Source organism: Pleomorphomonas koreensis DSM 23070, from assembly GCF_000425185.1.
Taxonomy (GTDB): Bacteria; Pseudomonadota; Alphaproteobacteria; order Rhizobiales; family Pleomorphomonadaceae; genus Pleomorphomonas; species Pleomorphomonas koreensis.
The window spans coordinates 158,100-183,259 of the sequence record NZ_AULH01000001.1 but is presented as its reverse complement, the minus strand read 5'-3'; the positions used below and the strand labels follow the sequence as shown (position 1 = coordinate 183,259).

Annotated in this window: 19 protein-coding genes; 10 read left to right on the top strand and 9 right to left on the bottom strand. The window is 70.6% G+C overall.

Going from position 1 to position 25,160, the window contains the following annotated elements:
- The 5 genes from cysW to H512_RS21995 all read right to left on the bottom strand — a co-directional run bounded on the left by cysW (nt 1) and on the right by H512_RS21995 (nt 8,352).
- Nucleotides 1–918, bottom strand: a complete 918-nt coding sequence (gene cysW, locus H512_RS0100785) for a sulfate ABC transporter permease subunit CysW (RefSeq protein WP_084798230.1) — start codon at nt 916–918, stop codon at nt 1–3.
- Complete coding sequence (gene cysT / locus H512_RS0100780; RefSeq protein ID WP_026781904.1) at nt 911–1,753, bottom strand: sulfate ABC transporter permease subunit CysT; 843 nt, start codon at nt 1,751–1,753, stop codon at nt 911–913. The genes cysW and cysT overlap by 8 nt, the downstream gene beginning before the upstream one ends.
- 142 nt (nt 1,754–1,895) lie before the next feature.
- On the bottom strand, nt 1,896–2,918 hold the full coding sequence (locus H512_RS0100775; RefSeq protein ID WP_026781903.1) for a sulfate ABC transporter substrate-binding protein: 1,023 nt from the start codon (nt 2,916–2,918) through the stop codon (nt 1,896–1,898).
- 248 nt (nt 2,919–3,166) lie between these two features.
- Nucleotides 3,167–4,606 carry a tetratricopeptide repeat protein gene (locus H512_RS0100770; RefSeq protein ID WP_026781902.1) on the bottom strand — a complete coding sequence of 480 codons (1,440 nt, stop codon included), beginning with the start codon at nt 4,604–4,606 and terminating at the stop codon, nt 3,167–3,169.
- The gene (locus H512_RS21995; RefSeq protein ID WP_156899271.1) at nt 4,603–8,352 is read right to left on the bottom strand and encodes a tetratricopeptide repeat protein; all 3,750 of its coding nucleotides are present in this window, start codon (nt 8,350–8,352) and stop codon (nt 4,603–4,605) included. The genes H512_RS0100770 and H512_RS21995 overlap by 4 nt, the downstream gene beginning before the upstream one ends.
- Before the next feature lie 93 nt (nt 8,353–8,445).
- Between H512_RS21995 and H512_RS0100760 the strand changes: the two genes are divergently transcribed.
- The 8 genes from H512_RS0100760 to H512_RS0100725 all read left to right on the top strand — a co-directional run bounded on the left by H512_RS0100760 (nt 8,446) and on the right by H512_RS0100725 (nt 19,766).
- A complete protein-coding gene (locus tag H512_RS0100760) occupies nt 8,446–9,264 on the top strand; it encodes an LOG family protein (protein ID WP_026781901.1) in 819 nt (272 codons plus the stop codon).
- Nucleotides 9,265–9,350: 86 nt separating this feature from the next.
- Nucleotides 9,351–12,089 (top strand): DNA mismatch repair protein MutS, encoded by a 2,739-nt coding sequence (gene mutS / locus H512_RS0100755; protein WP_026781900.1) that lies wholly within the window; start codon nt 9,351–9,353, stop codon nt 12,087–12,089.
- A gap of 71 nt (nt 12,090–12,160) precedes the next feature.
- Nucleotides 12,161–14,935, top strand: coding sequence for a [protein-PII] uridylyltransferase (locus H512_RS0100750; protein ID WP_026781899.1), 2,775 nt, complete (start codon nt 12,161–12,163; stop codon nt 14,933–14,935).
- Between the two features lie 39 nt (nt 14,936–14,974).
- Complete coding sequence (gene murJ / locus H512_RS0100745; protein ID WP_026781898.1) at nt 14,975–16,543, top strand: murein biosynthesis integral membrane protein MurJ; 1,569 nt, start codon at nt 14,975–14,977, stop codon at nt 16,541–16,543.
- A 104-nt stretch (nt 16,544–16,647) separates the two neighbouring features.
- Nucleotides 16,648–17,700, top strand: coding sequence for a tryptophan--tRNA ligase (trpS, locus tag H512_RS0100740; protein WP_026781897.1), 1,053 nt, complete (start codon nt 16,648–16,650; stop codon nt 17,698–17,700).
- Nucleotides 17,701–17,771: 71 nt separating this feature from the next.
- The gene (locus tag H512_RS0100735; RefSeq protein WP_026781896.1) at nt 17,772–18,269 is read left to right on the top strand and encodes a universal stress protein; all 498 of its coding nucleotides are present in this window, start codon (nt 17,772–17,774) and stop codon (nt 18,267–18,269) included.
- A 110-nt stretch (nt 18,270–18,379) separates the two neighbouring features.
- Nucleotides 18,380–18,934: a NifU family protein gene (locus H512_RS0100730; protein WP_026781895.1), complete on the top strand. Its 555-nt coding sequence runs from the start codon at nt 18,380–18,382 to the stop codon at nt 18,932–18,934.
- A gap of 238 nt (nt 18,935–19,172) precedes the next feature.
- Nucleotides 19,173–19,766 (top strand): malonic semialdehyde reductase, encoded by a 594-nt coding sequence (locus H512_RS0100725; RefSeq protein ID WP_036789374.1) that lies wholly within the window; start codon nt 19,173–19,175, stop codon nt 19,764–19,766.
- Nucleotides 19,767–19,823: 57 nt separating this feature from the next.
- Here the strand turns inward: H512_RS0100725 and nth are convergent, their stop codons facing one another.
- A complete protein-coding gene (nth, locus tag H512_RS0100720; protein WP_026781893.1) occupies nt 19,824–20,525 on the bottom strand; it encodes an endonuclease III in 702 nt (233 codons plus the stop codon).
- A 259-nt stretch (nt 20,526–20,784) separates the two neighbouring features.
- Here nth and H512_RS21990 point away from each other — a divergent pair, with 259 nt between their 5' ends.
- On the top strand, nt 20,785–21,681 hold the full coding sequence (locus tag H512_RS21990; RefSeq protein ID WP_036789551.1) for a methylated-DNA--[protein]-cysteine S-methyltransferase: 897 nt from the start codon (nt 20,785–20,787) through the stop codon (nt 21,679–21,681).
- An 83-nt stretch (nt 21,682–21,764) separates the two neighbouring features.
- Here H512_RS21990 and H512_RS0100710 read toward each other — a convergent pair whose 3' ends face one another.
- The 3 genes from H512_RS0100710 to H512_RS0100700 all read right to left on the bottom strand — a co-directional run bounded on the left by H512_RS0100710 (nt 21,765) and on the right by H512_RS0100700 (nt 24,159).
- Nucleotides 21,765–22,385 (bottom strand): 2,3-bisphosphoglycerate-dependent phosphoglycerate mutase, encoded by a 621-nt coding sequence (locus H512_RS0100710; RefSeq protein WP_026781892.1) that lies wholly within the window; start codon nt 22,383–22,385, stop codon nt 21,765–21,767.
- Between the two features lie 63 nt (nt 22,386–22,448).
- A complete protein-coding gene (gene dapB, locus H512_RS0100705; protein ID WP_026781891.1) occupies nt 22,449–23,252 on the bottom strand; it encodes a 4-hydroxy-tetrahydrodipicolinate reductase in 804 nt (267 codons plus the stop codon).
- A 151-nt stretch (nt 23,253–23,403) separates the two neighbouring features.
- Nucleotides 23,404–24,159: an alpha/beta hydrolase gene (locus tag H512_RS0100700; RefSeq protein ID WP_026781890.1), complete on the bottom strand. Its 756-nt coding sequence runs from the start codon at nt 24,157–24,159 to the stop codon at nt 23,404–23,406.
- A gap of 262 nt (nt 24,160–24,421) precedes the next feature.
- On the opposite strand from H512_RS0100700, the gene infC reads away from it, so the two are divergent.
- Nucleotides 24,422–24,958 carry a translation initiation factor IF-3 gene (gene infC, locus H512_RS0100695; protein ID WP_026781889.1) on the top strand — a complete coding sequence of 179 codons (537 nt, stop codon included), beginning with the start codon at nt 24,422–24,424 and terminating at the stop codon, nt 24,956–24,958.
- The last annotated feature ends 202 nt before the right edge of the window (nt 24,959–25,160 follow it).

Below are 25,160 nucleotides of genomic sequence, written 5' to 3'. Positions count from 1 at the left end.
TCAGTGGCGATGGCCGGCGGCGAGGTCGCCGGCGTAGCGATGTTCCAGCCAGGACTTGATGCCGAGCGTCACCAGCGCCAGGGCGGCGAGCAGCGAGGCGACGGCGAAGGCGGCGACGAACTGGTATTCGTTGTAGAGGATCTCGATGTGCAGCGGCATGGTGTTGGTGTAGCCGCGGATGTGGCCGGAGACCACCGACACCGCTCCGAACTCGCCCATGGCGCGGGCATTGCAGAGTAGCACGCCGTAGAGCAGCGCCCATTTGACGTTGGGCAGCGTCACCGTCCAGAACATGCGGAAGCCGGAGGCGCCGAGGGTGAGCGCCGCCTCCTCGTCGGCGTTGCCGAGTTCCTCCATCAGCGGGATCAGCTCGCGGGCGATGAACGGGAAGGTGACGAAGATCGTCGCCATGACCAGGCCGGGCAGCGCGAAGATGATCTGGATGCCGGCCGACTGCAGCAGGCCGCCGAACAGGCCGTGGCTGGCGTAGAGCAGCACGTAGACGAGGCCGGCCACCACCGGCGACACCGAGAACGGCAGGTCGATCAGCGTCACCAGGAAGGCCTTGCCGCGGAAGTCGAACTTGGCGATCGCCCAGGCGGCGGCGACGCCGAACACCAGGTTGGCCGGCACGGCGATGGCGGCGACCAGGAGCGTCAGGAGAACCGCGTCGACGGCGGCCGGGTCGGCGAAGGCGGCGAGGAAGGCGCCGGCGCCCTTGCGGAAGGCCTCCATGAACACGGTGACCAGCGGCAGCAGCAGGAACAGGCCGAGGAAGCCGACGGCGAGGCCGATCAACAGGCGCCGCACCCAGGGCGCTTCCTCGGTCGGCAGGCGGCGGGCCGGCGGCCGGGCGGTGACCGCCTTGGCGATGGGCTCGCCCGTTGACACGGCGAAGGCAGCGGAGCCGTCAGACATGGCCGTACCTCGCGCGCGCCCGGGCCTGGATCAGGTTGATGAGCAAGAGCGTCGCGAAGCTGATGGCCAGCATGATGGCCGCGACGGCGGTGGCGCCGGCATAGTCGAACTCCTCGAGCTTGATGACGATCAGCAGCGGGGCGATCTCCGAGACATAGGGGATGTTGCCGGCGATGAAGATCACCGAGCCGTATTCGCCGACCGCCCGGGCGAAGGCCAGCGCGAAGCCGGTGAGGATGGCCGGCGTGAGCGGCGGCAGCACCACCGAGGCGACGGTGCGGAGCCGGCCGGCGCCGAGCGTTGCCGCCGCCTCTTCAAGTTCGCGATCAAGCTCGCCGAGCACCGGCTGCACCGTGCGGACGATGAACGGCAGGCCGACGAACACCAGCGCCAGGAACACGCCGACCGGCGTGAAGGCGATCTTGAGGCCGGCCAGCGCGGCGATGGAGCCGATCCAGCCCTTCGGCGCATAGAGCGCGGTCAGCGCGATGCCGGCCACCGCCGTCGGCAGGGCGAAGGGCAGGTCGATGATGGCGTCGAAGAAGCGGCGGCCGGGAAAGTCGTAGCGCACCAGCACCCAGGCGATCAGCAGGCCGAAGGGCACGTTGAAGGCGGCGGCGGCCAGGCTGGTCATGAACGAAAGACGCAACGCGGCCAGCGTGCGACCGTCGAGCGCCAGCGCGACGATCTCATGCACCCCCAGCGAAGAAGCCCGGAAGAGCAGGGCGCCAATCGGCAACAGCACGATCAGCGTCAGGTAGAGCAGCGTGAAGGCGATCGTCAGCCGGAATCCCGGCAGCACGCTGGGCTTGACGAAGGGGGCGGTCGGGGTCATCGGCCTCTCTTTCGGCGCTCGCCGGCCGGTCGGGGTCACCCGGCCGGCCAGCGTCGAGGTCGCGTTCGGTCAGCGGAAAGAGGAAGCCCGGCGGCGCGGTGGCGATCCACATGGCATCCTCCCTGCCATTATCGAGTATCGGTCATTGGGCGGGCTTGTAGATCTGGTCGAATACGCCGCCGTCGCCGAAGTGGTAGGGCTGCGCCTTGGCCCAGCCGCCGAACAGCGGATCGTCGATGCTGACGAGCTTCAGTTCCGGGATGGTCTTCAGCAGCTCGGGATCGACCAGCTTCGGCTCGGACGGCCGGTAGTGGTACCTGGCGGCCAGCGTCTGGCCCTCGGCCGAATAGAGGTATTCGAGATAGGCGCGCGCTTGCCTTTCGGTGCCGTTGGCCTTGGCGTTCGCCTCGACCACGGCCACCGGCGGCTCGGCCAGGATCGACTGCGGCGGCACGACGATGTCGAAATTGTCGGCGCCGAACTCGTCGAGAGCGAGGAAGGCTTCGTTCTCCCAGGCCAGCAGCACGTCGCCAAGCTCGCGCTGGGCGAAGGTGACCGTCGAGCCGCGGGCACCGGTGTCGAGCACCGGCACGTGCCGGAACAGGGTGGTGATGTAGTCGCGGATCTTCGCCTCGTCGCCGCCGTACTGGCCGGCCGCCCAGGCCCAGGCGGCGAGATAGTTCCAGCGGGCGCCGCCCGAGGTCTTGGGGTTGGGGGTGATCACCTCGACGCCGTCCTTCACCAGGTCGCCCCAGTCGTGGATGCCCTTGGGATTGCCCTTGCGGACCAGGAAGACGATGGTCGAGGTATAGGGGGCGGAATTGTGCGGCAGCTTGCCGCGCCAGTCGGCCGGGATCTTGCCGGTCCTCTCGACGATGGCGTTGATGTCGCTTTCGAGCGCCAGCGTGACGACGTCGGCCGGCAGGCCGTCGATGACGGCGCGCGCCTGCTTGCCGGAGCCGCCGTGCGAGGCGCGGATAGTGATGTCCTCGCCGGTCTCGGCTTTCCAGTGGGCGGCGAAAGCCTTGTTGTAGGCCTCGTAGAACTCGCGCGTCGGATCGTAGGAGACGTTGGTCAGCGTCACCGCCTGGGCGGGCGCGGCAAGGGCGAGCGGCCCGGCGATCAGGGCGGCAGCGAACAGTCCCAGGAGTTTCGAGCGTCTCATGCTTCCGGTCTCCAGCTTCGAGCGATGCCCTGGCATCGCGCCTCTCGGGAGCTAGGTCGCCTCTCGGCCGTCGCAGCGCTTCCCGACAGGCTGAAATCCTAAGTGGACGACTTCAATTAGCAAGAGATAGGATTCCCTCCGGAATGGCCCGATTGTAAAAATTCCTTCCGATACTGTCGCCCATTCGGGCTGCCAAGGCAACATGCTTCCCGGAAGCGGGTCCTTTCCGGTGGGATTTTCCTGTCCGATCAGCGGCGGAGGGCGTCGCGGACGAGGCGGACCGCCCGCGGCAGCACGGCCCGGAACGACCCTTCCGCCGCCCGCCGCAACAGCGACAGCGACGGAAAGCGGGGCGACCTCTCCCCATCCATTCCCCATATCCAGCCGGCAACCGGCGGCAGCAGCGCAACGCCCGGCCGGCCGAGCGCGCCGGCGAGGCGGAGCGGCAGGCCATCGACGGCGATCACCGCATCGAGCCGGGCGATCAGCGCGGCGCCGTCGACGCGGGCGTCGACACCAGCCTCGAAATCCGGGCCGGGATGCTCGATGCGCACCGGCGTGCCCGTCACCTCCCAGCCGGACGCCGCCCCCGACGCGCGGGCAATCGTCGAGGCTGGCAGCCGTTCGAGGGCGACGAAGCGCAGGTCGTCGAGGCCGGCGAGCGGCGCGAGGTCGGCCGGATCGAGCCCGTTGCTCCAGGCAAGACCGACGACCGGCTTGCCCTTGCCGAGGCCGAGCCGGGCGCTCCAGCGGTCGGCGAGCGCCGGCTCGGGGACGAGCAGCGGACCATGCGGCACGAAGCTGCCGGCCGTCAGGCCGAGCCGGTGCGGCAGGCCGGCCAGCGGTACCGCCGCGGCGGCCGGCGTCTCGTCGGTGACCACGCGATCGACGCCGGCGAGCGAGGCGGCGAGGCGGGCGAAGGGCTTCGGCACGGAGAGCACCAGCTCGGCGACCAGCGAGCGGGCGAGCGGCAGCGCCGGCGCCAGGGCGAGAAGGTCGAGCGGATCGGCGGCGGCTACGACGAGCAGCGGGCCGTCAAGCGGTCGTCCACCCCAGGCCGGCAGGCGGGCGGCCCACGGCGGCAGCGCGGCGCCGGCCAGCGCGTCGAGTTCGGCGAAGCCGCCGGCCATGTCGCCGACAGCGCAGAGGGCGGCGGCCCGGTCGGCACGCGGGGCGGCATCGCCGAGCCGGCGGAAGGCGGCGATGGCGTCGAGCGGCCGGCCGGCGGCGGCGAGCGCCGCGCCGATGTCGCGGCGGGCTCGCGGTTCAGCCGGATCGAGCCGCAGCGCCGCCTCGAACACCTCGACGGCGCCGCTGGCGTCGCCCGCGGCAAGGCGCGCCGCGCCGAGGCGGGCGGCGACGGCGGCATCGAGCGGCCGGGCGGCACGGGCCCGCTCGAAGGCGGCGGCCGCCTCGGTAAGCCGGGAGGTGGCGGCCAGCGCCTCGCCGAGCGCCAGGGCGACGTCGGCGCGGCCCGGCTCGGTGCGGTCGGCACGCGCCAGGAAGATGACGGCGCGGGCGTGATCGCCGCCCTCGCGGCAGGCCTGGGCGGCGCCCAGCATCGCCGCGACGTGATCGGGCGACCGGGCGAGCGCCACCTCGTAGAGGGCGACCGCCTCGATCCACTTGTGGGCCGCCTCGGCGGCGGCGGCGCGGATCAGCAACTGATCGATCATCGCTTCGCTCATGGCGCCGACCTTTCGCGGACAAGCGCGCCGAGCAGGCCGGCGAGGTCGCCGCCCCGGCGGAGGCGGCGGACGGCCGGATACCAGGGCGAGCCGCCCTCCCCGCCCAGGAGCCAGTCGTCGGCCGGCGGATCGACCACCACGGTCGGCCTGAGGAGCGTCGCGGCGAGATGGGCGGTGGCCGAGGCCGGCGCCACCACCGCGTCGAGCGCCGCGATGGCCGCCGCCGTTTCGACGAGACCGCCGAGCCGGGCGCCGAGCGATTCGACGGCGAGGCCCGGCGGCAGCGCGGCGAGCATCGCCCGGCCGGCGCGGCGATCGAGCGCGACGAGGCTGACGCCGTCGAGGTCGGCCAGCGGCGCGTAAAGGGCGGCGTCCTCGGCGCTCCGCCAGTAGAGGCCGACCGTGAAGCGGTCGCCGAAGGTCCGGCGCCAGGCGTCGACGCGCAGCGGATCGGGCCGGAAGGCGGCCGGTGGCGGCAGGCCGGCCCGGTCGATGCCGAGGACGTGCGGCAGGCTGAGGAGCGGCACCTCGAGGTCGTGCGGCGGCAGACGGCGGCCCTGCTCGACGATCGTGACGTCGCCGGCGAGATCGAGCCGGCGATAGAGGTCGATGAGCGCCGGCCGCACCTCGACCACCAGCCGGGCGCCCCGCGCCGCCACCTGCGGCAGGAAGCGGGCGAAGGCGATGTCGGCGCCGAGCGCCGGCTCGCCGTGGACGAGCAGCGTACGGCCGGCGATATCCTCGCCGGTCCAGCGCGGCACCTCGAAGCGGCGCGGCAGGAACTGGGCGGCCCGCCAGCGGATTTCGCGGCGGGCGAAGCCGCGGCGGTAGTCGCCGGCGATGAGCAGCGCCTCCGCCTCGTCCAGGGCAAGTTCGGGATCGGCCGGCGCCAGCGCCACGGCGCGCCCGTAGGCGGCCAGCGCCTCTTGCGGCCGGCCGAGCGCGATCAGCGCCCGCCCGGCGGCACGGTGGGCACGGGGGAGATCGGGCCGTAGTTCGGCCGCCCGCTCGGCGTGGGCGAGCGCCTCGTCGGGACGGCCGGCGGTCCGCTCGACCTCGGACAGTTCGGCCAACCGCTCGGCGGTGGGTGCCTCGGCAATCAGCGCGGCGAGGAGCTGGCCGGCCCGGTCGCGCTCGCCGATGCCGAGAAGGGCGACGGCCAGCCGCTGGCGCAGCTCCGGGTCGGTGGCGCCGGCGGCGACGGCATCGCCGATCAGCAGGACGGCGCGGTGGTCGTCGCGGCGGGCGAGCGCCTCGAGGCCAGCACGGGCGAGCGTCGCGGCGGCGTCGGGCTGGTCGGCAAGTGCGACGGGCGGCGGGGGATCGGGCCGGTAGGGAACGGCGCGGTCGCCGGCCGCGAAGGCGGCGAGCGCCGCCGCGAGGCGCTGCGACGGAGCGGCCATGTCCGTTTCGCCGGGTCGGCGGCGGAACAGGCGGGTCGACGGGAACCAGGGCGTGCGGCCGTCTCTCTCCAGCCACAGCCAGTCGTCGCGATCCGGAGCGAGGACAAAGGCCGGGCGACCGACGGCGCCGGCCAGCGCGGCGACCGGGCTCGTCGCCGGCGCCACGACCGCATCGAGGTTGGGCAGCGCGGCGGCGACGGCGGCGAGGTCGGCATCGAGATCGACCAGGACGATGCCGGAGAGCGGTGGGAGGTCGGGGCCGCCGGGCGCCACGCCGACGCGGAAGCCGTCGACCCCGGCGAGTGACAATGCGGCGTCGGTGACGGCGGCCGGGTCGGGCGTCAGGCAGCGGCTGCCGGACGCGAGGTCGCCGGCGCCGAGGCCAAACAGTGCCGGCAGGCTCATGATCGGCAGATGCAGGGCCCCGGAGGGCCCGTCCATGCCGTCGAGGCCGGCGACATCGGCGAGCAGCGGCGCCAGCTCGTCGGCACCAGCGACCCCGACGTGGGTCGCGCCGGCCGCCTTCAGGCGCGGCACGAAACGCAGGAAGCGCAGGAGGACGCCGGCGTCGCCCTCGGCCGTCAGCATCACCGGGCGTCCGGCGATATCCGCCAAGTCCGGCAGGGCGGCAGCGTGCCGGCCCTCGAATTCGACAAGGCCGGCCGTAAAATCGCCGGAAGCCAGCAGCAGTTCGCCGAGCAGGGCGCGGGCGGATGGCGACGGCCGGCGAGCGACGAGGCGGCGCAGCACGCCGATCGCCTCGGCGACGCGGCCGGCGTCATGCAGGGCACGGGCGCAGTCGATCGCCGCCTCGGCGTGGCCGTCGTCGCGCGCCACGGCGCTGTTCAGGAAATGCAGCGCGACATCGCTGTCACCGGCCGCCAGAGCGATACGGCCGAGGCCGAGGCGGGCGTCGGCACTGTCTTCGACGACGGCGGCCCGCTCGAAGGCGCGGCCGGCGGCACGGTCGTCGCCCAGCCGGCGCAGCGCCTCGCCCCAGGCCACCAGCAGGTCGGCCCGGCGCGGCGCCGCCTGCACCGCCTGCCGAAGCGCGAATTCCGCCTTGGCCGGCTCGCCGAGCGCCGCCAGCGCGGCGGCGCGCGTCGCCAGCGCGGCGACCGAGGCGGGATCGGCGCCGAGCGCCTGCTCGGCATGGCGGAGCGCGGCGGCGGGATTGCCGCGTTCGAGATCGCGGCGGGCGGCGAGGCGCAGCAGCGGCCCGTGGCGCGGCCCGGCGGCAAGGCCGGCGGCGAGCGCGTGGTCGGCGTCGGTCGCATCGTCCAGGCGGAGCAGCAGGCCGACGAGCCGGGCCCAGGCGTCGGGATCGGCCGGCCGCAGCGCGGCAAGGCGCAGGGCGAAGGGCAACGCGCTCAGCGCGGCGGCGGCGCCGTCCACCTCCTCGGCCACCCCGGCGAGCCGGCGCAGCGCGGCGACGTCGGAAAGGCCCGGCACGGCGAGCGCCGCCGCCTCGGCGGCCAGCGCCTCTGCCACGCCCTGCCAGGTGGGGCCGGCGGCGCGGAACAGGCGGGCAGCGGGATACCAGCGGCTGAGGCGGCCCTCCGGTCCCCATATCCAGTGCGGCGCGGCGTCGACGAGCAGCCAGAGCGGCACGCCAAGGCTGCCGGCGGCATGCGCCACGGCGCCGTCGGTGGCGACGACGAGGTCGAGGCCGGTGAGCGTCGGCGGATCGGCGTCGATCGGCTCCCCGCCAAGCTGCCGGGCCGCCGCGTCATCGAGCGCCAGCAGGCGGACGCCGGGAAAGGCGGCCCGCAGCGTCGCGACGATGGCCGCCGGCGCGTCGGGCGCCAGCGCCAGGCCGATCGCTCCGCCCGGCGCCCGCGCCACCGGGCGGGGAAGCGGCGGCGGTACGTCTCCGGGCTTGAGGCCGAGCACGGCCGGCACCGAGGCGAGCGGCAGCACGAGATCGTGCGGCGGCGGCGCCGCGAGGTCGGCAAGCGGCAGATTGCCGAAGGTGGCGGCAAAGGCGAGGAGCCGGGACAGCTGTTCGGCCGGCGCGGCCAGCGTCAGCGACAGCACGCGGGCGGCGAGCGCCGGCAGCAGGCGACCCAGGGCCAGCGTGTCGCAATCGCCCTCCCCGGCAACGACCAGCAGCCGGGCGGCCGGCAGGCGAGTACCGTCCCACAGCGGGCGGCCGGAAGCGCCCGGCGTCCCAGGCCGGCATCCCTCGTCGATCGTCGGGTCCTCGTGCAGTTTCAGCTCCAGATGCCGCCCGTCCGTCCAGGCTGCCGTTCCATGGCACGAACGCTCTGATTCGGAGCCGATTATAGTCGTTCTTGCCGGCGGCGACGGCTCCGCCGCCGCCGTCTGTCGCCGCCTTGCCACAGTCCGGCCACGCTTCAACGTTCCTTAACAGGGGAAAAGCTATGCTTGCCGTCCCGCCGCCTCAGGCTGGATGGCGGAGTCTGGAACCCTCGCATGACCGATATCGCCGACAACACCGCCCAGAAGACCTCCAGGGCCTTCCTCCTGCCCGCCATCGACAACGATTTCCTCCTGTCGGATTCGATGCGCGGCGTCCGCTTCCTGCTCGAATATTCCAAGGCCGAGCAGACGCTGAAGGCCTGGGGCATCCGCTCGACGCTGGTGGTGTTCGGCTCGGCCCGCGTCCACGAGAACGGTAATCCGCTGCACAATCGCTGGTACGCGACGGCGCGCGAGTTCGGCCGCATCGCCTCCGAGCGCGGCGGCGCCGTCAACCGCACCGACGGCTTCTTCGACAACGTCATCGCCACCGGCGGCGGCCCCGGCATCATGGAAGCGGCCAACCGCGGCGCCCGCGACGCCGGCGCGCCGACCATCGGCTTCAACATCACGCTGCCGCACGAGCAGGAGCCCAACGGCTACACCACGCCGCAGCTCACCTTCCGCTTCCACTATTTCGCCATGCGCAAGATGCACCTCGCCATGCGCGCCAACGCGCTGGTGGTGTTCCCCGGCGGCTTCGGCACCTTCGACGAACTGTTCGAGCTGCTGACGCTGACCCAGACGCACAAAGGCACGCGCATTCCGGTGGTGCTGGTCGATTCCGAATACTGGCACAAGGTGATCAACTTCGAGGCGCTGGCCGATTACGGCATGATCAATCCCGAGGACATCAACCTCGTGCACTTCGCCGAGACGGCCGAGGAGATCTGGGGCTATCTCGAAGCCGAGAACCTCGGCTCGCACCGCAACCGCGACAAGGCCCGCTACGGCGAGGGCGTGTTGACGCGCCCCTCGCCGGTGCCGGAATGACGGCGGCGCCCTGATGGCGGGATAACCGGGCTGGCCGGCCATTTGCCGCGTGAAAAGCGGCGCGGCCTTTGCTAGCTTCCGCCGTCATGACCGACGTTGAAGCCCTCCCCGACGACCGGACCGCCGACGCGGCGACGCCCGCCATGGCGCAATATATCGAGATCAAGGCGGCCAACCCCGACTGCCTCCTGTTCTACCGGATGGGCGACTTCTACGAGATGTTCTTCGAGGACGCCGAGGTGGCCTCGCGGGCGCTCGGCATCACGCTGACCAAGCGCGGCCGCTATCGCGGCGTCGACATTCCGCTCTGCGGCGTGCCGGTGCATGCCGCCGACGACTATCTGCAGCGGCTGATCGCCCTCGGCCACCGCGTCGCCGTCTGCGAGCAGATGGAGGACCCGGCCGAGGCCCGGAAACGCGGCTCGAAATCGGTCGTCCGGCGCGACGTCGTCCGTCTGGTCACCCCCGGCACGCTGACCGAGGACAACCTCCTCGATGCCCGCCGCTCCAACTATCTCGCCGCCGTCGCCCGCCAGAAGGGCGTCGACAGCGCCGCCGACGCCTTCGCCGTCGCCTGGGCCGACATGTCGACCGGCGCCTTCCGCCTCGCCGAGACGACGGCCGCCGCCCTGCCGGCCCTGCTCGCCCGCATCGAGCCGCGCGAGTTGCTCGCCGCCGACAGCCTGTTCGACGACGACGAGCTGAGGCGCACCTTCAAGGCGGCCAGTCCGGCCGTGGTGCCGCTGCCGCGCGCCTTCTTCGACGGCGCCACCGCCGAGCACCGGCTGGCCGGCTTCTTCTCGGTCGCCTCGCTCGACGGCTTCGGCACGTTCACGCGGCTGGAGCTGACCGCCGCCGCGGCGGTTCTCGCCTATGTCGACAAGACGCAGGTCGGCAACCGGCCGCCGCTCGACCCGCCGGCCCGCGAAACCCTCGGCGGCGCGCTGGCCATCGACGCGGCGAGCCGCGCCAATCTCGAACTCTGCCGCACGCTGTCCGGCGAACGGCGCGGCTCGCTGCTCCACGCCATCGACCGCACGGTGTCGGGGGCCGGCGCCCGGCTGCTCGCCGACCGCCTGGCGGCGCCGCTCGCCGACCCACAGGCCATCCGCGAGCGGTTCGACGCCGTCGACTATTTCCTCGCCGAGACGACGCTCCGGACGCGGCTCCGCCGCGATCTCGCCGGCGTGCCCGACATGGCCAGGGCGCTGACCCGCGTCAGCCTCGATCGCGGCGGCCCGCGCGACCTCGCCGCCATCGCCGAGGGCCTTCTCGCCGCCGCCCGCCTCGCCGACGATCTCGCCGAAGCCGTCGCCACCGGCCCGGAGATCGGCCGCATCGCCGACGGCCTCCGGGCGGCGCCGGCCGATCTCGCCGGCCGGCTGCAAGCGGCACTCGACGACGAGCTGCCGCTTCTCAAGCGCGACGGCGGCTTCGTGCGGCCCGGCTTCCGGCCCGACCTCGACGAGGCCCGCGCCTTGCGCGACGAAAGCCGCAAGGTGATCGCCGCCCTGCAGCAGACCTATGCCGAGGAGAGCGGCATCAAGTCGCTGAAGGTGAAGCACAACGGCGTGCTCGGCTATTTCGTCGAGGTGCCGGCCGCCTATGGCCAGGCGATGACCTCCGAGCCGCTCAATCGGCTGTTCATCCACCGCCAGACCATGGCCGGCGCCATGCGCTTTTCGACCACCGAGCTGTCGGCGCTGGAAGGCCGCATCGCCTCGGCGGCCGAGCGGGCGCTGGCCGTCGAGCTTGCCGTGTTCGCCGATCTCGCGCGGGCGACGGTGGAGGCCGGCGCCGCCATCAAGCGGGCCGCCGAAATGCTGGCCGCCCTCGACGTCGCCACGTCGCTCGCCGAACTCGCCGCCGCCGAGGGCTACGTGCGGCCGCGCGTCGACGACAGCCTGACCTTCCGCATCGACGGCGGCCGCCATCCGGTGGTCGAGCAGATGCTGCGCGAGGACGGCGGCGCCTTCGTCGCCAACGGCTGCGATCTCGGCCCGTCCGGAAGTGGCGAGGCGGCCGGCAGGCTGTGGCTGGTTACCGGCCCCAACATGGCCGGCAAGTCGACCTTCCTCAGGCAGAACGCGCTGATCGCCGTGCTCGCCCAGATGGGCTCCTTCGTACCGGCGCGGTCGGCGCATATCGGCGTCGTCGACCGGCTGTTCTCCCGCGTCGGCGCCGCCGACGACCTCGCCCGCGGCCGCTCGACCTTCATGGTCGAGATGATCGAGACGGCGGCCATCCTCAACCAGGCCGGCCCGCGCTCCCTGGTCATCCTCGACGAGATCGGCCGCGGCACCGCCACCTACGACGGCCTGTCCATCGCCTGGGCGACCATCGAGCACCTCAACCAGGCCAATCGCTGCCGCACGCTGTTCGCGACGCACTATCACGAGCTGACCGCCCTCTCCGAGCGGCTGCCGCGCATCGTCAACGCCACGGTCAAGGTGAAGGAATGGCGCGGCGACGTCGTCTTCCTGCATGAGATCGTGCCCGGCTCGGCCGACCGCTCCTACGGCATCCAGGTGGCCAAGCTGGCCGGCCTGCCGCGTCCGGTGATCGAGCGGGCGCGCGCCGTGGTGGCCGAGCTGGAGAAATCGGGCGGCAACAACGCCGCCTCGATGCTCGACGACCTGCCGCTGTTCTCGCTGGCCCGCCGTCCGACTTCGGACGCACCGGCCGAGGCGCCGCCCGACCCGGCGGAAGCCGAGCTTCTCCGGGCGATCGACGCGCTGGCGCCCGATGAACTCACGCCGCGCGAGGCGCTCGAAGCGCTCTATCGCCTGAAGGCGCTGCGCGGCGCCGTCGGGCGGCACGGTTGATTGTTGGCGGCGCGCCGACTATCGATCTCGTCAGGGAGTCGCGTCCGCCGTCCAGAAGGTGATTGCCGCCGATGATCAAATTTCCGGAAGCCGCTTCCCTGATCGACGAGCGGGCGCTCAACGCCGAGATGGCCGCCATTTTCCAGCGGGCGACGCTGTCCGGCGCCGATCCGCGGCCCGAGCTGCTGGCCGCCCTGAAGCGGGCCAACCAGGAGGGACGGGCGGCGGCGCGCGACCGGCTGCGCAACGACCGCGACGGCGTCGGCTGCGCCCGCCGGCTGTCGGCGCTGGTCGACCTCTTGATCCGCGTCATCCATCATCACACGATCACCCGCGTCTTTCCCGGCTGCGATGACAGGATCGCCGTCGTGGCGGTCGGCGGCTACGGCCGCGCCACGCTGGCGCCGTCGTCGGATGTCGATCTGCTGTTCCTGCTGCCGCCGAAGCCGCAGCCGCTGGCCGACAAGGTGCTGGAGCACATCCTGTATTTCCTCTGGGACATCGGCTTCAAGGTCGGCCACTCGACGCGGCGCGTCGAGGACTGCATCCGGCTCGGCCGCGCCGACATGACCATCCGCACGGCGCTCCTCGAAGCGCGCTTCATCCTCGGCGACCGCGACCTCTACGCCGAGATGGTCAGCCGCTTCAACGCCGAGGTGGTGAGGGGCACCGGCCCCGAGTTCATCCAGGCCAAGCTGGCCGAGCGCGACGAGCGCCACCGGCGGGCCGGCACCTCGCGCTATCTCGTCGAACCCAACGTCAAGGACGGCAAGGGCGGCCTGCGCGACCTGCACACGCTGTTCTGGATCGCCAAATACTTCTATCGCGCCTTCAGCGCCGACGAACTGGTCAAGCACGGAGTGTTCTCGCAGAAGGAGCTGCAGCGCTTCCACAAGTGCGAGGAGTTCCTGTGGGCGGTGCGCTGCAACCTCCACTTCGTCACCAACCGCGCCGACGACCGGCTCGGCTTCGAGAACCAGCGCGAGATCGCCGAATTGCTCGGCTACCAGGAGCACCCCGGCCTGGAACCGGTCGAGCGCTTCATGAAGCACTATTTCCTGGTGGCGAAAGACGTCGGCGATCTCACCCGCATCTTCTGCGCGGCGCTCGAGGAGATGCACGCCAAGCCCAAGCCGATGCTCGACCGGGTGCTGCACCACACCTTCCGCCGGCGCAAGAAGTCGCTGCCCGGCACGCCGCAGTTCATCATCGACAACGACCGCCTGTCGGTGACCGACGAGCGGGTGTTCGAGCGCGATCCGGTCAACCTGCTCAGGATCTTCGCCGTCGCCGACCGCACCGGCCTCGACTTCCACCCGGACGCGCTGAAGCTGATCACCCGCTCGCTCCGGCTGATCGACGCCGACCTCCGGGACAACGAGGAGGCCAACCGCATCTTTCTCGACGTGCTCAGCTCCAAGAAGCATGCCGAGACGGTGCTGAGGGCGATGAACGAGACCGGCGTGCTCGGCCGCTTCATCCACGAGTTCGGCCGCGTCGTGGCGATGATGCAGTTCAACATGTATCACCACTACACCGTCGACGAGCACACGCTCCGGGCGATCGGCCTCTTGACCCAGATCGAGCGCGGCGAGGACCAGAACGACCATCCGCTGGCCACCGAGCTGTTCCCGACCATCGCCAACCGCAAGCTGCTCTACCTCGCGCTGTTCCTGCACGACATCGCCAAGGGCCGCGTCGAGGATCATTCGACCGCCGGCGCCAAGATCGCCCGCCGCCTCGGCCCGCGCTTCGGCTTCTCGCCCGGCGAGACCGACCAGCTCGCCTGGCTGGTGGAGAACCACCTGGTGATGTCGATGATCGCCCAGTCGCGCGATCTTTCCGACCGCCAGACCATCCGCGACTTCGCCGCCGTGGTGCAGACGGTGGAGAAGCTGCGCATGCTGCTGCTGCTCACCGTCGCCGACATCAAGGCGGTCGGCCCCGGCGTCTGGAACGGCTGGAAGGGCCAGCTTCTGAGGACGCTGTTCTACGAGACCGAACCCTATCTGCTCGGCGGCCATTCCAAGCTGTCGCGCGACCAGCGCGTCGCCGCCGCCAAGGCCGAGCTTGCCGCCGAATTGACCGACTGGAGCGAGGCGGAACTCGCCGACTACGGCGGCCGTCACTTCGCCCCCTACTGGCTGAGGGTCGACCTTCCCGAGAAAGTGATGCACGCTCGCCTTCTCAAGTCCATGCAGGGCACCGGCCGGCGGCTCGCCACCACCTGGTCGACCAAGAAGTTCGAGGCGATCACCGAGCTGGTCGTGGTGGCGCCCGACCATCCGCGGCTCCTCTCCACCATCACCGGCGCCTGCGCGGCGGCCGGCGTCAACATCGCCGACGCCCAGATCTACACCACCACCGACGGCCTCGCCCTCGATACCATCCTGATCAACCGCGAGTTCCCCGAGGACGCCGACGAGTTCCGCCGCGCCGACCGCGTGCTGAAGATGATCGAAGCGGCGCTGGAAGGCCGCGAGAGGCTGCCGGAGATCGTCGCCCGCCGCGTCGGCCAGCGCAAGCCGAGCAAGGCGTTCAGCGTGCCGACCGAGATCCGCTTCGACAACACGCTGTCGGCCAGCCTGTCGGTGCTGGAGGTGTCCTGCCTCGACCGGCCGGGCCTGCTCTACGACGTGACCACTGCGATGAGCGACCTCAACCTCAACATCGCCTCGGCGCATATCGCCACCTTCGGCGAGCGGGCGGTCGACGTGTTCTACGTCACCGACCTCACCAAGCTGAAGATCCAGTCCGGCGCCAAGCAGGCGGCGATCCGCCGGCGCATTCTCGCCGCCGTCGACGGCGAGGATGTCCATCCGCCGAAGAAGGCCGCCGGAGAATGAACGCCGCCCAATGCTGAGAACCCCTGCGAGCAAAACCCGATGAGTCTGGTCAAGAACTTCGTGACGGTGGGCGGCGCCACGCTGTCCTCGCGCCTGCTCGGCTTCGTGCGCGACGTGTTCATGGCCAACATGCTGGGCTCCGGACCGATCGCCGACGCCTTCTTCGTCGCCTTCCGCCTGCCCAATCTGTTCCGCCGGCTGTTTGCCGAGGGCGCCTTCTCCTCGGCCTTCGTGCCGCTGTTCGGCCGGGCGCTCGCCGAGGGTGGCAAGGTGTCGGCGCGGGCGCTGGCCGAGGACATCCTCGCGGTGTTCCTGCTGGCCCTCGTCGTCGTCACGGCGCTGGCCGAGGTCGGCGCGCCCTGGCTGGTCGGCATCCTCGCCCCCGGCTTCGTCGCCGATCCCGACAAGTTCGCCGCCGCCGAGTTCATGACGCGGGTGATGTTCCCCTATCTCGCCTGCATGTCCTTGACCGCCATGGCGGCCGGCATGCTGCAATCCTTCGGCCGCTTCGCCGTCGCCGCCTTCGCGCCGTCGCTGCTCAACGTCATCCTGGTCGCCGCCCTCGTGCTGATCTGGTGGGAGAACTGGGCCGGCACGCCGGAGGCCGCCTACACGCTGTCCTGGGCGGTGTGCATTTCCGGCATCGCCCAACTGATCGCCGTCGGCGGCTCGCTGTGGTGGATCGGCTTTCCGATGTCGCTGACGAGGCCGCGCTACAACGACAACGTCCGCCGCTTCGTGACGCTCGGCATCCCCGGCGTGATCTCCGGCGGCATCACCCAGATCAACATCGTGGTCGGCACCATCATCGCCTCGATGCAGGCGAGCGCCGTGTCCTGGCTGTACTTCGCCGACCGCATCTACCAGCTGCCGCTCGGAGTGATCGGCGTCGCCATCGGCGTCGTGCTGCTGCCCGACCTCACCCGACGCGTGCGCAGCGACAGCCTGGACAGCATCTTCCACACCCAGAACCGGGCGCTGGAATTCGCCATGGCGCTGACGCTGCCGGCCACCGTCGCCCTCTGCGCCATTCCCTACACCATCATGCGCGTGCTGTTCGAGCGCGGCGCCTTCACCGCCGCCGACACCGTTGCCACCGCCGACGCGCTGATCGCCTTTGCCGCCGGCCTGCCGGCCTTCGTCGCCATCAAGGTATTCCAGCCGTCCTTCTACGCCCGCGAGGACACCCGCACGCCGACCATCCAGGGCGGCATCTCCGTGGCCGTCAACATCGTCGCCTCGCTCGCCCTGTTTCCGTTCATCGGCCACGTCGGCATCGCCGCCGCCACCTCGCTGGCCGCCTGGGTCAACGCCGTCATGCTGGTGATCGAACTCATCCGCCGCGGCCACTTCAAGGCCGACGCGCTGCTCCTGCGCCGCCTGACGTTGCTCGCCGTCGCCAGCCTGATGATGGGAGCGGCGCTGCTCGGCGGCGAAAGCCTGATCGACGCCCACCTCACCGGCGGCCGGCAACTGGCCCAGGGCCTGTGGCTTCTGCTGCTCTGCCTCTGGGGCATGGCGGTCTACGGCCTTGCCACGGTGCTGACCGGCGCCGTCGACGTCCGTCGCTACCTGAAGGCGGTGCTGGCCCGCGGCCGGAGCGGCTGAGCCGTTCTTCCGCCTTGCGGTTCCAGCGCCGGCGGTCCATAAGTCCGCACCGCCCGGTTCCACCACCGGCGCGGACAGCAACCTTCTTACTCGGGTCCAAACCGATGCCCTTCAAGCCTCTCGTCTTCTCCGGTGTCCAGCCCACCGGCAATCTCCATCTCGGCAATTATCTCGGCGCCATCAAGCGCTTCGTGGAAATGCAGGCGACGCACGACTGCATCTACTGCGTGGTCGACGAGCATGCCATCACCGTCTGGCAGGATCCCTTCGAACTCAAGAAGCAGATCCGCGAGGTGACCGCCGCCTTCCTCGCCGCCGGCATCGACCCGGTGAAGAACATCGTCTTCAACCAGAGCCAGGTGCCCGAGCACGCCGAGCTGGCCTGGGTGTTCAACTGCGTCGCCCGCATGGGCTGGCTCAACCGCATGACGCAGTTCAAGGAGAAGGCCGGCAAGGACCGCGAGAACGTCTCGGTGGGCCTGTTCGCCTACCCCAGCCTGATGGCCGCCGACATCCTCGTCTACCGGGCGACGCACGTGCCGGTCGGCGAGGACCAGAAGCAGCACCTCGAGCTGACCCGCGACGTCGCCGTCAAGTTCAACAACGACTTCGCCGCCTCGATCGCCGCCAACGGCCATAACGCCGAGGAGGGCTATTTCCCGCTGCCCGAACCGCTGACGCAGGGGCCGGCGCCGCGCGTCATGAGCCTTCGCGACGGTACCAAGAAGATGTCGAAGTCCGATCCGTCGGACTACTCGCGCATCAACCTCACCGATAACAGCGACGCCATTGCCCAGAAGATCCGCAAGGCCCGCACCGATCCTGAACCGCTGCCCTCCGAGGTGGACGGCCTCAAGGAGCGGCCGGACGCCGACAACCTCGTCACCCTCTACGCGGCGCTCGCCGACACGACGAAGGAGGCGGTGCTGAGGGACCACGGCGGCTCGCAGTTCTCGGCCTTCAAGCCGGCGCTGGCCGACCTGGCGGTCTCCGTGCTGTCGCCGATCAACGACCGGATGAAGGCGCTGCTGGCCGAGCCCGACCACATCGACGCCGTGCTCGCCGACGGCTCGGAGCGGGCCGGCGCCATCGCCGGCAAGGTGATGGACGACGTGCGCGACATCATCGGCTTCATCCAGAGCCGCAAGCGGCGCTGACAGCGGCAAAACGACGGCAAACCAGGGCCGGCGCGGCTTGTGCGGCGCCGGCCTTCTGCTACTCTCCGGCCATGGTTTCACGCCGCCTCGCCCGCGAAGAGGGCCACCGCCGCAAGTTCCTCTGCGTCGTCGACGACACGCCCGAATGCGACCGGGCCGTCGTCTACGCGGCGACGCGCGCCATCCACACGGCCGGCGCCGTGGTGCTGCTCTACGTCATCCCGCCGGGCGACTTCCAGCACTGGCGCGGCGTCGAGGAGATGATGCGGGCCGAGGCGATGGACGAGGCGCGGCAGCGGCTCGCCGCCACCGCCGAGCGTGTGCACGCCTTCGCGCCCGGCGTCGACGCCGAACTGGTGATCCGCGAGGGACAGCCGGCCGAAGCCATTCACCGGCTGATCGACGACGACCGCGACGTCGCCATCCTGGTGCTGGCCGCCGGCACCGGCAGCGAGGGGCCGGGACCGCTGGTCAGCTCGATCGCCGCCCGCGCCGCGCCGCCCTTCCCCATCCCGGTGACCATCGTGCCCGGCGATCTGGACGACGAGGACATCGCCGCCGTGGCGTGAATGGCGCCATGTCCGCAGGTTCACCGATTGTTCAGTTGCAATACTGGAACTATCCTTTCATAATGAAGTTTAGAGAAATTCCAATCAGGCGAGCCTGAGGAGCCCATCCGATGTTCATCCAGACCGAGTCCACGCCCAATCCGGCGACGCTGAAGTTCCTGCCGGGGCGCGTCGTGCTCGAAGGCAACCCGCGCGAGTTCCTGACGGCCGAGGAAGCGGCCGCCTCGCCGCTCGCCGCCGCCCTCTACGACATTCCCGGCGTGTCCGGCGTTTTCTTCGGCGCCGACTTCATCACCGTCACCACCCGCACCGGCGACTGGGCGCACCTGAAGCCGGCGGTGCTCGGCGTCATCATGGAGCACTTCATGTCCGGCGCGCCGATCCTGACCGGCGCCGAGGCGGCGGCCGGCGACGAGGACTTCGATCCGGCCGACGCCGACACGGTGTCGTCGATCAAGGAGCTGCTCGACACCCGCGTTCGCCCGGCGGTGGCCGCTGACGGCGGCGACATCACCTTCCGCGCCTACAAGGACGGCGTCGTCTACCTCAACATGCGCGGCGCCTGCGCCGGCTGTCCGTCGTCGACGGCGACGCTCAGGAACGGCATCCAGAACCTGCTGCGCCACTTCCTGCCGGATGTGCGCGAGGTGCGCGCCGTCGCCTGACCGACCATCGCATCGCCTGTCCAGCCGCCGCCGGTTCCGCCCGGCGGCGGTTTCGTTTTGGGAGCCGCGCTCTTCAAGAGATCGTGAGAATGGCGTGAAATGCGGGCAATCGCCGGCGCATTTCCGTTATTGGACACTTTCAGCGAACAATCTGTCAGCCGATCGTGGACTATGCGGTCGCCGGCGGCCCGCCTAACTCGGGGGTGGTTTTTCGCTTTCCCTCCCGAAAGGTTTTTTGATGTCCGCCCTTCTCGCCGACGACACCCTCGACCGCCTGTTCCGCGACGGCCGCTCCTACAACGGCTTTCTCGACAAGCCGGTCAGCGATGCCACGCTGAAGACGCTGGCCGAACTGGTCAGCCTCGGCCCCACCGAGGCCAACACGCTGCCCGGCCGCTTCGTCTTCGTCAAATCGCCCGAGGCCAAGGCGAAGCTGCTCGCCGCCATGGCGCCCGGCAACCAGGAGAAGACGAAGACGGCGCCGGTGTCGGTGATCGCCGGCTACGACCTCGATTTCTACGAGATGCTGCCGAAGACCTTCCCGCACGCCGACGCCCGCTCCTGGTATGCCGGCTCGCCCGACGAGCGGCTGCAGTTCTCGGCGCTGCGGTCGGCGTCATTGCAGGTCGGCTACCTGACGATGGCCGCCCGGGCGCTCGGCCTCGACGTCGGCCCGATGGCCGGCTTCGACGCCGCCGCCATCGACGCCGCCTTCTTCCCCGACAGCCGCGTCAAGACCTTCCTGGTGCTCAATCTCGGCTACGGCGACAAGGCGTCGCTGTTCCCGCGCCTGCCGCGCCTTGCCTTCGACGAATACGCCCGCATCGCCTGACCTCGGGCCTCGTCGAAACTCCGGCCCCGCCCGCAAGGGCGGGGCTTTTTTCATGCCTCACATCGGCAGGCGCTTTTCCGGGCTGCGGCAGAGGTCGGCGACGATGCAGCGCTCGCATTCGGGCCGTCGCGCCTTGCAGACGTAACGGCCATGCAGGATCAGCCAATGGTGGGCGTTGAGGCGATAGGCGTCGGGCACCACCCTTTCGAGGCCGAGTTCCACCTCCAGCGGCGTCTTGCCGGGAGCGAGGCCCAGCCGGTTGGCGACGCGGAAGACATGGGTGTCGACGGCCATCGTCGGCTCGCCGAAGGCGATGTTGAGCACGACGTTGGCCGTCTTGCGGCCGACGCCCGGCAGCGCCTCCAGCGCCGCCCGGTCGCGCGGCACCGTGCCGCCGTGCTCGCGCACCAGGATTTCCGACAGCGCGATGACGTTCTTCGCCTTGTTGCGGTAAAGGCCGATGGTGCGGATCGCCTCGGCGAGCCGTTCCTCGCCGTAGTCCAGCATCTTCGCCGGGCTGTCGACCGTCTCAAACAGCGGCCGCGTCGCCCGGTTGACGCCGGCGTCGGTGGTCTGCGCCGACAGCACCACGGCGACCAGCAGCTTGTAGGGATTGTCGGCCTGAAGCTCGCCCTTCGGCTCCGGGTTGGCCTCCCGGAAGCGGGCGAACAACGCCTCGATCTCGGCGGCGCTCATCGGCGGCGTCGGCGGGACGGGCGTGACGATGTCCTCGGACGGGGCGGCGGGCTTTCTCGGCACGAGAGGATACTCCGGGCAGGGCGCAACGCCGCCATCTATAGCCGGATTTGCCGCCCGGGAGAGTCAGCAGGCGGCCGCTCCGGCCGCCGCCCTCGCTTTTTTTGCGCTTTTTCGGCCGACGTGCGAAAATCGGGTGGTTGGACCGCTCGCCGCTCCCTAACTTCGTGTCGCACGCTCGATGGAGGATGCGATGGACGCCATTACGCTGACCGACAACCTGACCGCCCCGCCGATGTCGGCGAGCTGGCTGCACGAAGGCATGCGGATGGCCGGCGAGGTAACGCTCGACCGCGATCACGGCGACTACGCACTGGTCCGCGACACCATCCGCTTCATCTCCGAGCGCTGGCGCGACCAGCCGGAGCTGGAGACCATCGCCGCCGCCGTCGGCACCGACGCCGGCCACCTGCATCGCCTGTTCACCCGCTGGGCCGGCCTGACGCCCAAGGCCTTCGTGCAGGCGCTGACCCTCGACGAGGCGCGGCGGATGCTCGACCAGTCGTCGTCGATCCTCGATACCGCCTACGAGGTCGGCCTGTCCGGCCCCGGCCGGCTGCACGACCTCTTCGTCACGCACGAGGCGTTGAGTCCCGGCGCCTACAAGGCGCGCGGCGCCGGCGTCACCATCGCCTACGGCTTCCACGCCTCGCCCTTCGGCACGGCGCTGGTCATGGCCACCGACCGCGGCCTTGCCGGCATCGCCTTCGCCGACCCCGGCGAGGAGCGCAAGGCGTTCCGCGACATGGCCGCCCGCTGGCCGGCCGCCACCTATGTCGAGGACGACGTGGTGACCGCGCCCTATGCGCGGCAGGTGTTCGACCCGACGGTCTGGTCGCAGGACCGGCCGATCCGGCTGGTGTTCATCGGCTCGGACTTCGAGGTGCGCGTCTGGGAAACGCTGCTGCGCATCCCGCTCGGCAAGGCGACGACCTATTCCGACATCGCCCGCCACATCGGCAATCCGAAGGCGGCGCGGGCCGTCGGCTCGGCGGTCGGGCGAAACCCCTTGTCCTTCGTCGTGCCCTGCCACCGCGTGCTCGGCCGCGAAGGCGACCTCTGCGGCTACCATTGGGGCCTCACCCGCAAGAAGGCCATCCTCGGCTGGGAAACCGGCCTCGCCCGCCGGCTCGGCGGCGCCGAGGTCGAGACGGCCTGAGCCGGCTTCTCGGACCAGAAACGAAAAGCGCCGCGACGGAAGCCCGCCGCGGCGCTTTTCATGTCAGTTCGGACTGCCGGACATCAGGCCGACAGCACGCGCTTCGACTTGATCGAGCCATCCTCGTTCAGCTCGTAGACGATCGGCTCGCCGGTCGCCAGCTCGCGGGCGACGATCTCCTCGCCGGAGAGCTTCTCCAGGTCCATGATGATCGAGCGCAGCGAGTTGCCATGGGCGGCGACCAGCACGTTCTCGCCCTTCAGGACGCGCGGCAGGATCTCGGCGTTGAAATAGGGCAGCGTGCGCTCGGCGGTGTTCTTCAGGCTCTCGCCGCCCGGAGGGGGAACGTCGAACGACCGGCGCCAGATGTGCACCTGCTCCTCGCCCCACTTCTTGCGGGCGTCGTCCTTGTTGAGGCCGGTCAGCTCGCCGTAGTCGCGCTCGTTGAGGGCCTGGTCGCGGATGGTCTGAAGATCCGGCTGGCCGATCTGCTCCAGGATCAGGCGCAGCGTGTGCTGGGCGCGGGTCAGCACCGAGGTGTAGGCGATATCGTACTTGTAGCCGAGCGCCTTGAGGCGGGTGCCGGCGGCGGTGGCTTCCTTGACGCCCAGCTCGGTCAGGTCGGGGTCCTTCCAGCCGGTGAACAGGTTGAGGAGGTTCCACTCGGACTGACCGTGGCGGACGAGGACCAGAATGCGGCTCATGGGCTTTTCTCCAGTTGATCGTGTCGTTGCAGGCCGGAACCGACCACCGGTCCCGGAATCTCTTCAATCCTTGAGGCCGAGCACGTCGGCCATGTCGTAGCGGCCCGGCTTCCTGCCCCAGGCCCAGAGCGCGGCGCGCACCGCCCCCTTGGCGAACTGCGCCCGGTCCTCGGCGACGTGCCTCAGCTCCAGCCGCTCGCCGGCGCCGGCCAGGTAGACCGTGTGGTCGCCGACCACCGAGCCGCCGCGCAGCGTGGCGAAGCCGATGGCGCCCTGCGGCCGCGGGCCGGTGTAGCCGTCGCGCGAGCGGACGGCGTAGTCGTCGAGCTTGATGTCACGGCCGCGCGCCGCCGCCTCGCCGAGCAGCAGCGCCGTGCCGGAGGGCGCGTCGACCTTGTGGCGGTGGTGCATCTCCAGGATCTCGATATCGAAGTCCGGCCCCAGCGTCCGGGCCGCCCGCTCGACCAGCACGGCCAGGAGGTTGACGCAGACGCTCATGTTGCCGGACTTGACCACCACGGCGTGGCGGGCGGCGGCATCGATCGCCGCCTCGTCCTCGGCCGAGCAGCCTGTGGTGCCGATGACGTGGATGATGCGCGCCTGGGCGGCCAGCTCGGCAAAGCCGACGGTGGCGGCCGGGACGGTGAAATCGAGGATGCCGTCGGCGCCGACCACGGCGGCCAGCGGATCGGCGGTGAGCGGCACGCCGATCTCGCCGATGCCGGCCAGCAGGCCGGCGTCCTGGCCGATCAGCGAGCTGTCCGGCCGATCGACGGCGGCGTGCACCGTCATGCCGGCCGTCTCCGAGACGATGCGCACCAGCGTCCGCCCCATGCGTCCGCCGGCGCCGACCACCACGAGCTTCATGTCCGCCATGTCCGACCTCGCCGGTTCCAGGGAAACAACACCGTTGCCATGGCGGCCTTCTAGCACGCGAGGGCCGCGAGGTAATCCTTTAGTCGCAAAAAACCATCGGGATCATGCTGGAAAAAACGCGTAGAGGCGCCGGTTTCCGGCCTCATTCCCCGGCAAGGCGACCGACGGCATCGAGAAGGAGGTCGATGTCGGCGGGGCGCGACAGCCGGTGGTCGCCGTCTTTCACCAGCGTCAGCACCACGTCGTCGTCGACGAGGCGGTCGACGATGCGCCGGGCGTGGGCGTGCGGCACCGAGGCGTCGGCCATGCCCTGCAGGATGATCACCGGCACGCCGAGCCGGAGCGGGCCGTCGAGGAGATTGTGGCGGGCGCCGTCGCGGAAGAAATCGGCGGCGAGGCGGTAGTCGGGGCTGCCGTATTCGCCGGGAATGTCGATGGTCCCGCCGGCGTCGACGCGGGCGCGCGCCTCGGCCGGAAGCGCCGGATAGAACAGCTTTTCGGTGAAATCCGGGGCCGGGGCGACCAGCGCCAGCCCCCGGAGGCCGGCCGGCCTCTCACGGGCGAGAAGCAGCGCCATCCAGCCGCCCATCGACGAGCCGACGAGCAGGAAGTCGGCGCCGGCCTCGGCGGCGATCACCGCCTGGGCCTCGGCAAGCCAGCGGCCGATGCGGCCGTGCTCGAAGTCGCCGCCCGAGGCGCCGTGGCCGGAATAGTCGAAGCGCACCACCTTGCGGCCGTGCGCCCGGCCCCAGGCCGCCACCGCCTCGGCCTTGGCGCCGGTCATGTCGGAGCGGAAGCCGCCCAGCCAGACCACCGTCGGGCCGGCGCCGTCGTCGACGAGGCCGCGGATGATCCGGCCGTCGTCCGGCATGGTGATGCTGATGGCCCGGCCCGTCATGGCGATGCGCTCTCCCGTTTTCGCGGCGATCTCTGCCTGCGACCTTGACTTTTTCGCACTCTCCAACGATTTTCAGGCCGTTGTCCAGCTTCGCGAGTTGGCGCTTCGTCGGAAGCGATGGCGAGAGGACAGCCGGCCGCCCGTGGGTGGCGCCCCCTGTTTCGCTGTCCGATCGTTCGACGATCAAGGCCGTGGCACACGTCAGGCGCCGTCATACCCGGAGGGATGGCCGTTTTCCGAAACATCAGAGGAGTTGACAGCCATTCGTCGCCCGTTCCGAGCCACCGCCCCCGTCAAGGAAGGTCCGCGCATCAATCGCGAAATCCGGGTCCCCCAGGTCCAGCTGATCGGCGAGGGAGGTGACAACCTCGGCGTCGTCGCGATCGCCGATGCGCTGGCCGCCGCCGTCGAGGCCGGTCTCGACCTCGTCGAGATTTCCCCGAATTCGACGCCTCCCGTCTGCAAGATTCTGGACTTCGGCAAATACAAGTTCGAAGCCCAGAAGAAGGCGTCGGAAGCCCGCAAGAACCAGAAGATCGTCGAGATCAAGGAAGTCAAGCTCAGGCCCAACATCGACACGAACGACTACACCGTGAAGATGAAGAGCATGCTGCGGTTCTTCGAGGAGGGCGACAAGGTCAAGGTGACGCTGCGCTTCCGCGGCCGCGAGATGGCCCATCAGGACCTCGGCTTCAAGCTCCTGCAGCAGGTCAAGGAAGAGACCGGCGCCGTCGCCAAGGTGGAGAGCGAGCCGCGCCTCGAAGGCCGCCAGATGGTGATGCTGCTCGCCCCGCGCTGAGCCTTCCTCGCGCCCGTCCGCCGAACAGGGCTCCGGCCGCCGCGCCGGGGCCCTTTCCTTTGCCGGCAATAGGCCCCGTGAGGGCGAATGCGCCTTGCGCCGGCCGCCCTTTTCGGCTAGAAGCCCAGCCACTTCAGGTCGCCCGGCGTGGAGACGGCTTGCCGTATCCATGGGCATGCCGTGGCGACCGTCGAAGCTCAAC

What these genes read in the sequence shown, in the direction of transcription:
- cysW (WP_084798230.1), bottom strand. Translation starts at nt 918, where the DNA reads ATGTCTGACGGCTCCGCTGCCTTCGCCGTGTCAACGGGCGAGCCCATC.
- cysT (WP_026781904.1), bottom strand. Translation starts at nt 1,753, where the DNA reads ATGACCCCGACCGCCCCCTTCGTCAAGCCCAGCGTGCTGCCGGGATTC.
- H512_RS0100775 (WP_026781903.1), bottom strand. Translation starts at nt 2,918, where the DNA reads ATGAGACGCTCGAAACTCCTGGGACTGTTCGCTGCCGCCCTGATCGCC.
- H512_RS0100770 (WP_026781902.1), bottom strand. Translation starts at nt 4,606, where the DNA reads ATGAGCGAAGCGATGATCGATCAGTTGCTGATCCGCGCCGCCGCCGCC.
- H512_RS0100760 (WP_026781901.1), top strand. Translation starts at nt 8,446, where the DNA reads ATGACCGATATCGCCGACAACACCGCCCAGAAGACCTCCAGGGCCTTC.
- mutS (WP_026781900.1), top strand. Translation starts at nt 9,351, where the DNA reads ATGACCGACGTTGAAGCCCTCCCCGACGACCGGACCGCCGACGCGGCG.
- H512_RS0100750 (WP_026781899.1), top strand. Translation starts at nt 12,161, where the DNA reads ATGATCAAATTTCCGGAAGCCGCTTCCCTGATCGACGAGCGGGCGCTC.
- murJ (WP_026781898.1), top strand. Translation starts at nt 14,975, where the DNA reads ATGAGTCTGGTCAAGAACTTCGTGACGGTGGGCGGCGCCACGCTGTCC.
- trpS (WP_026781897.1), top strand. Translation starts at nt 16,648, where the DNA reads ATGCCCTTCAAGCCTCTCGTCTTCTCCGGTGTCCAGCCCACCGGCAAT.
- H512_RS0100735 (WP_026781896.1), top strand. Translation starts at nt 17,772, where the DNA reads ATGGTTTCACGCCGCCTCGCCCGCGAAGAGGGCCACCGCCGCAAGTTC.
- H512_RS0100730 (WP_026781895.1), top strand. Translation starts at nt 18,380, where the DNA reads ATGTTCATCCAGACCGAGTCCACGCCCAATCCGGCGACGCTGAAGTTC.
- H512_RS0100725 (WP_036789374.1), top strand. Translation starts at nt 19,173, where the DNA reads ATGTCCGCCCTTCTCGCCGACGACACCCTCGACCGCCTGTTCCGCGAC.
- H512_RS21990 (WP_036789551.1), top strand. Translation starts at nt 20,785, where the DNA reads ATGCGGATGGCCGGCGAGGTAACGCTCGACCGCGATCACGGCGACTAC.
- H512_RS0100710 (WP_026781892.1), bottom strand. Translation starts at nt 22,385, where the DNA reads ATGAGCCGCATTCTGGTCCTCGTCCGCCACGGTCAGTCCGAGTGGAAC.
- dapB (WP_026781891.1), bottom strand. Translation starts at nt 23,252, where the DNA reads ATGAAGCTCGTGGTGGTCGGCGCCGGCGGACGCATGGGGCGGACGCTG.
- H512_RS0100700 (WP_026781890.1), bottom strand. Translation starts at nt 24,159, where the DNA reads ATGACGGGCCGGGCCATCAGCATCACCATGCCGGACGACGGCCGGATC.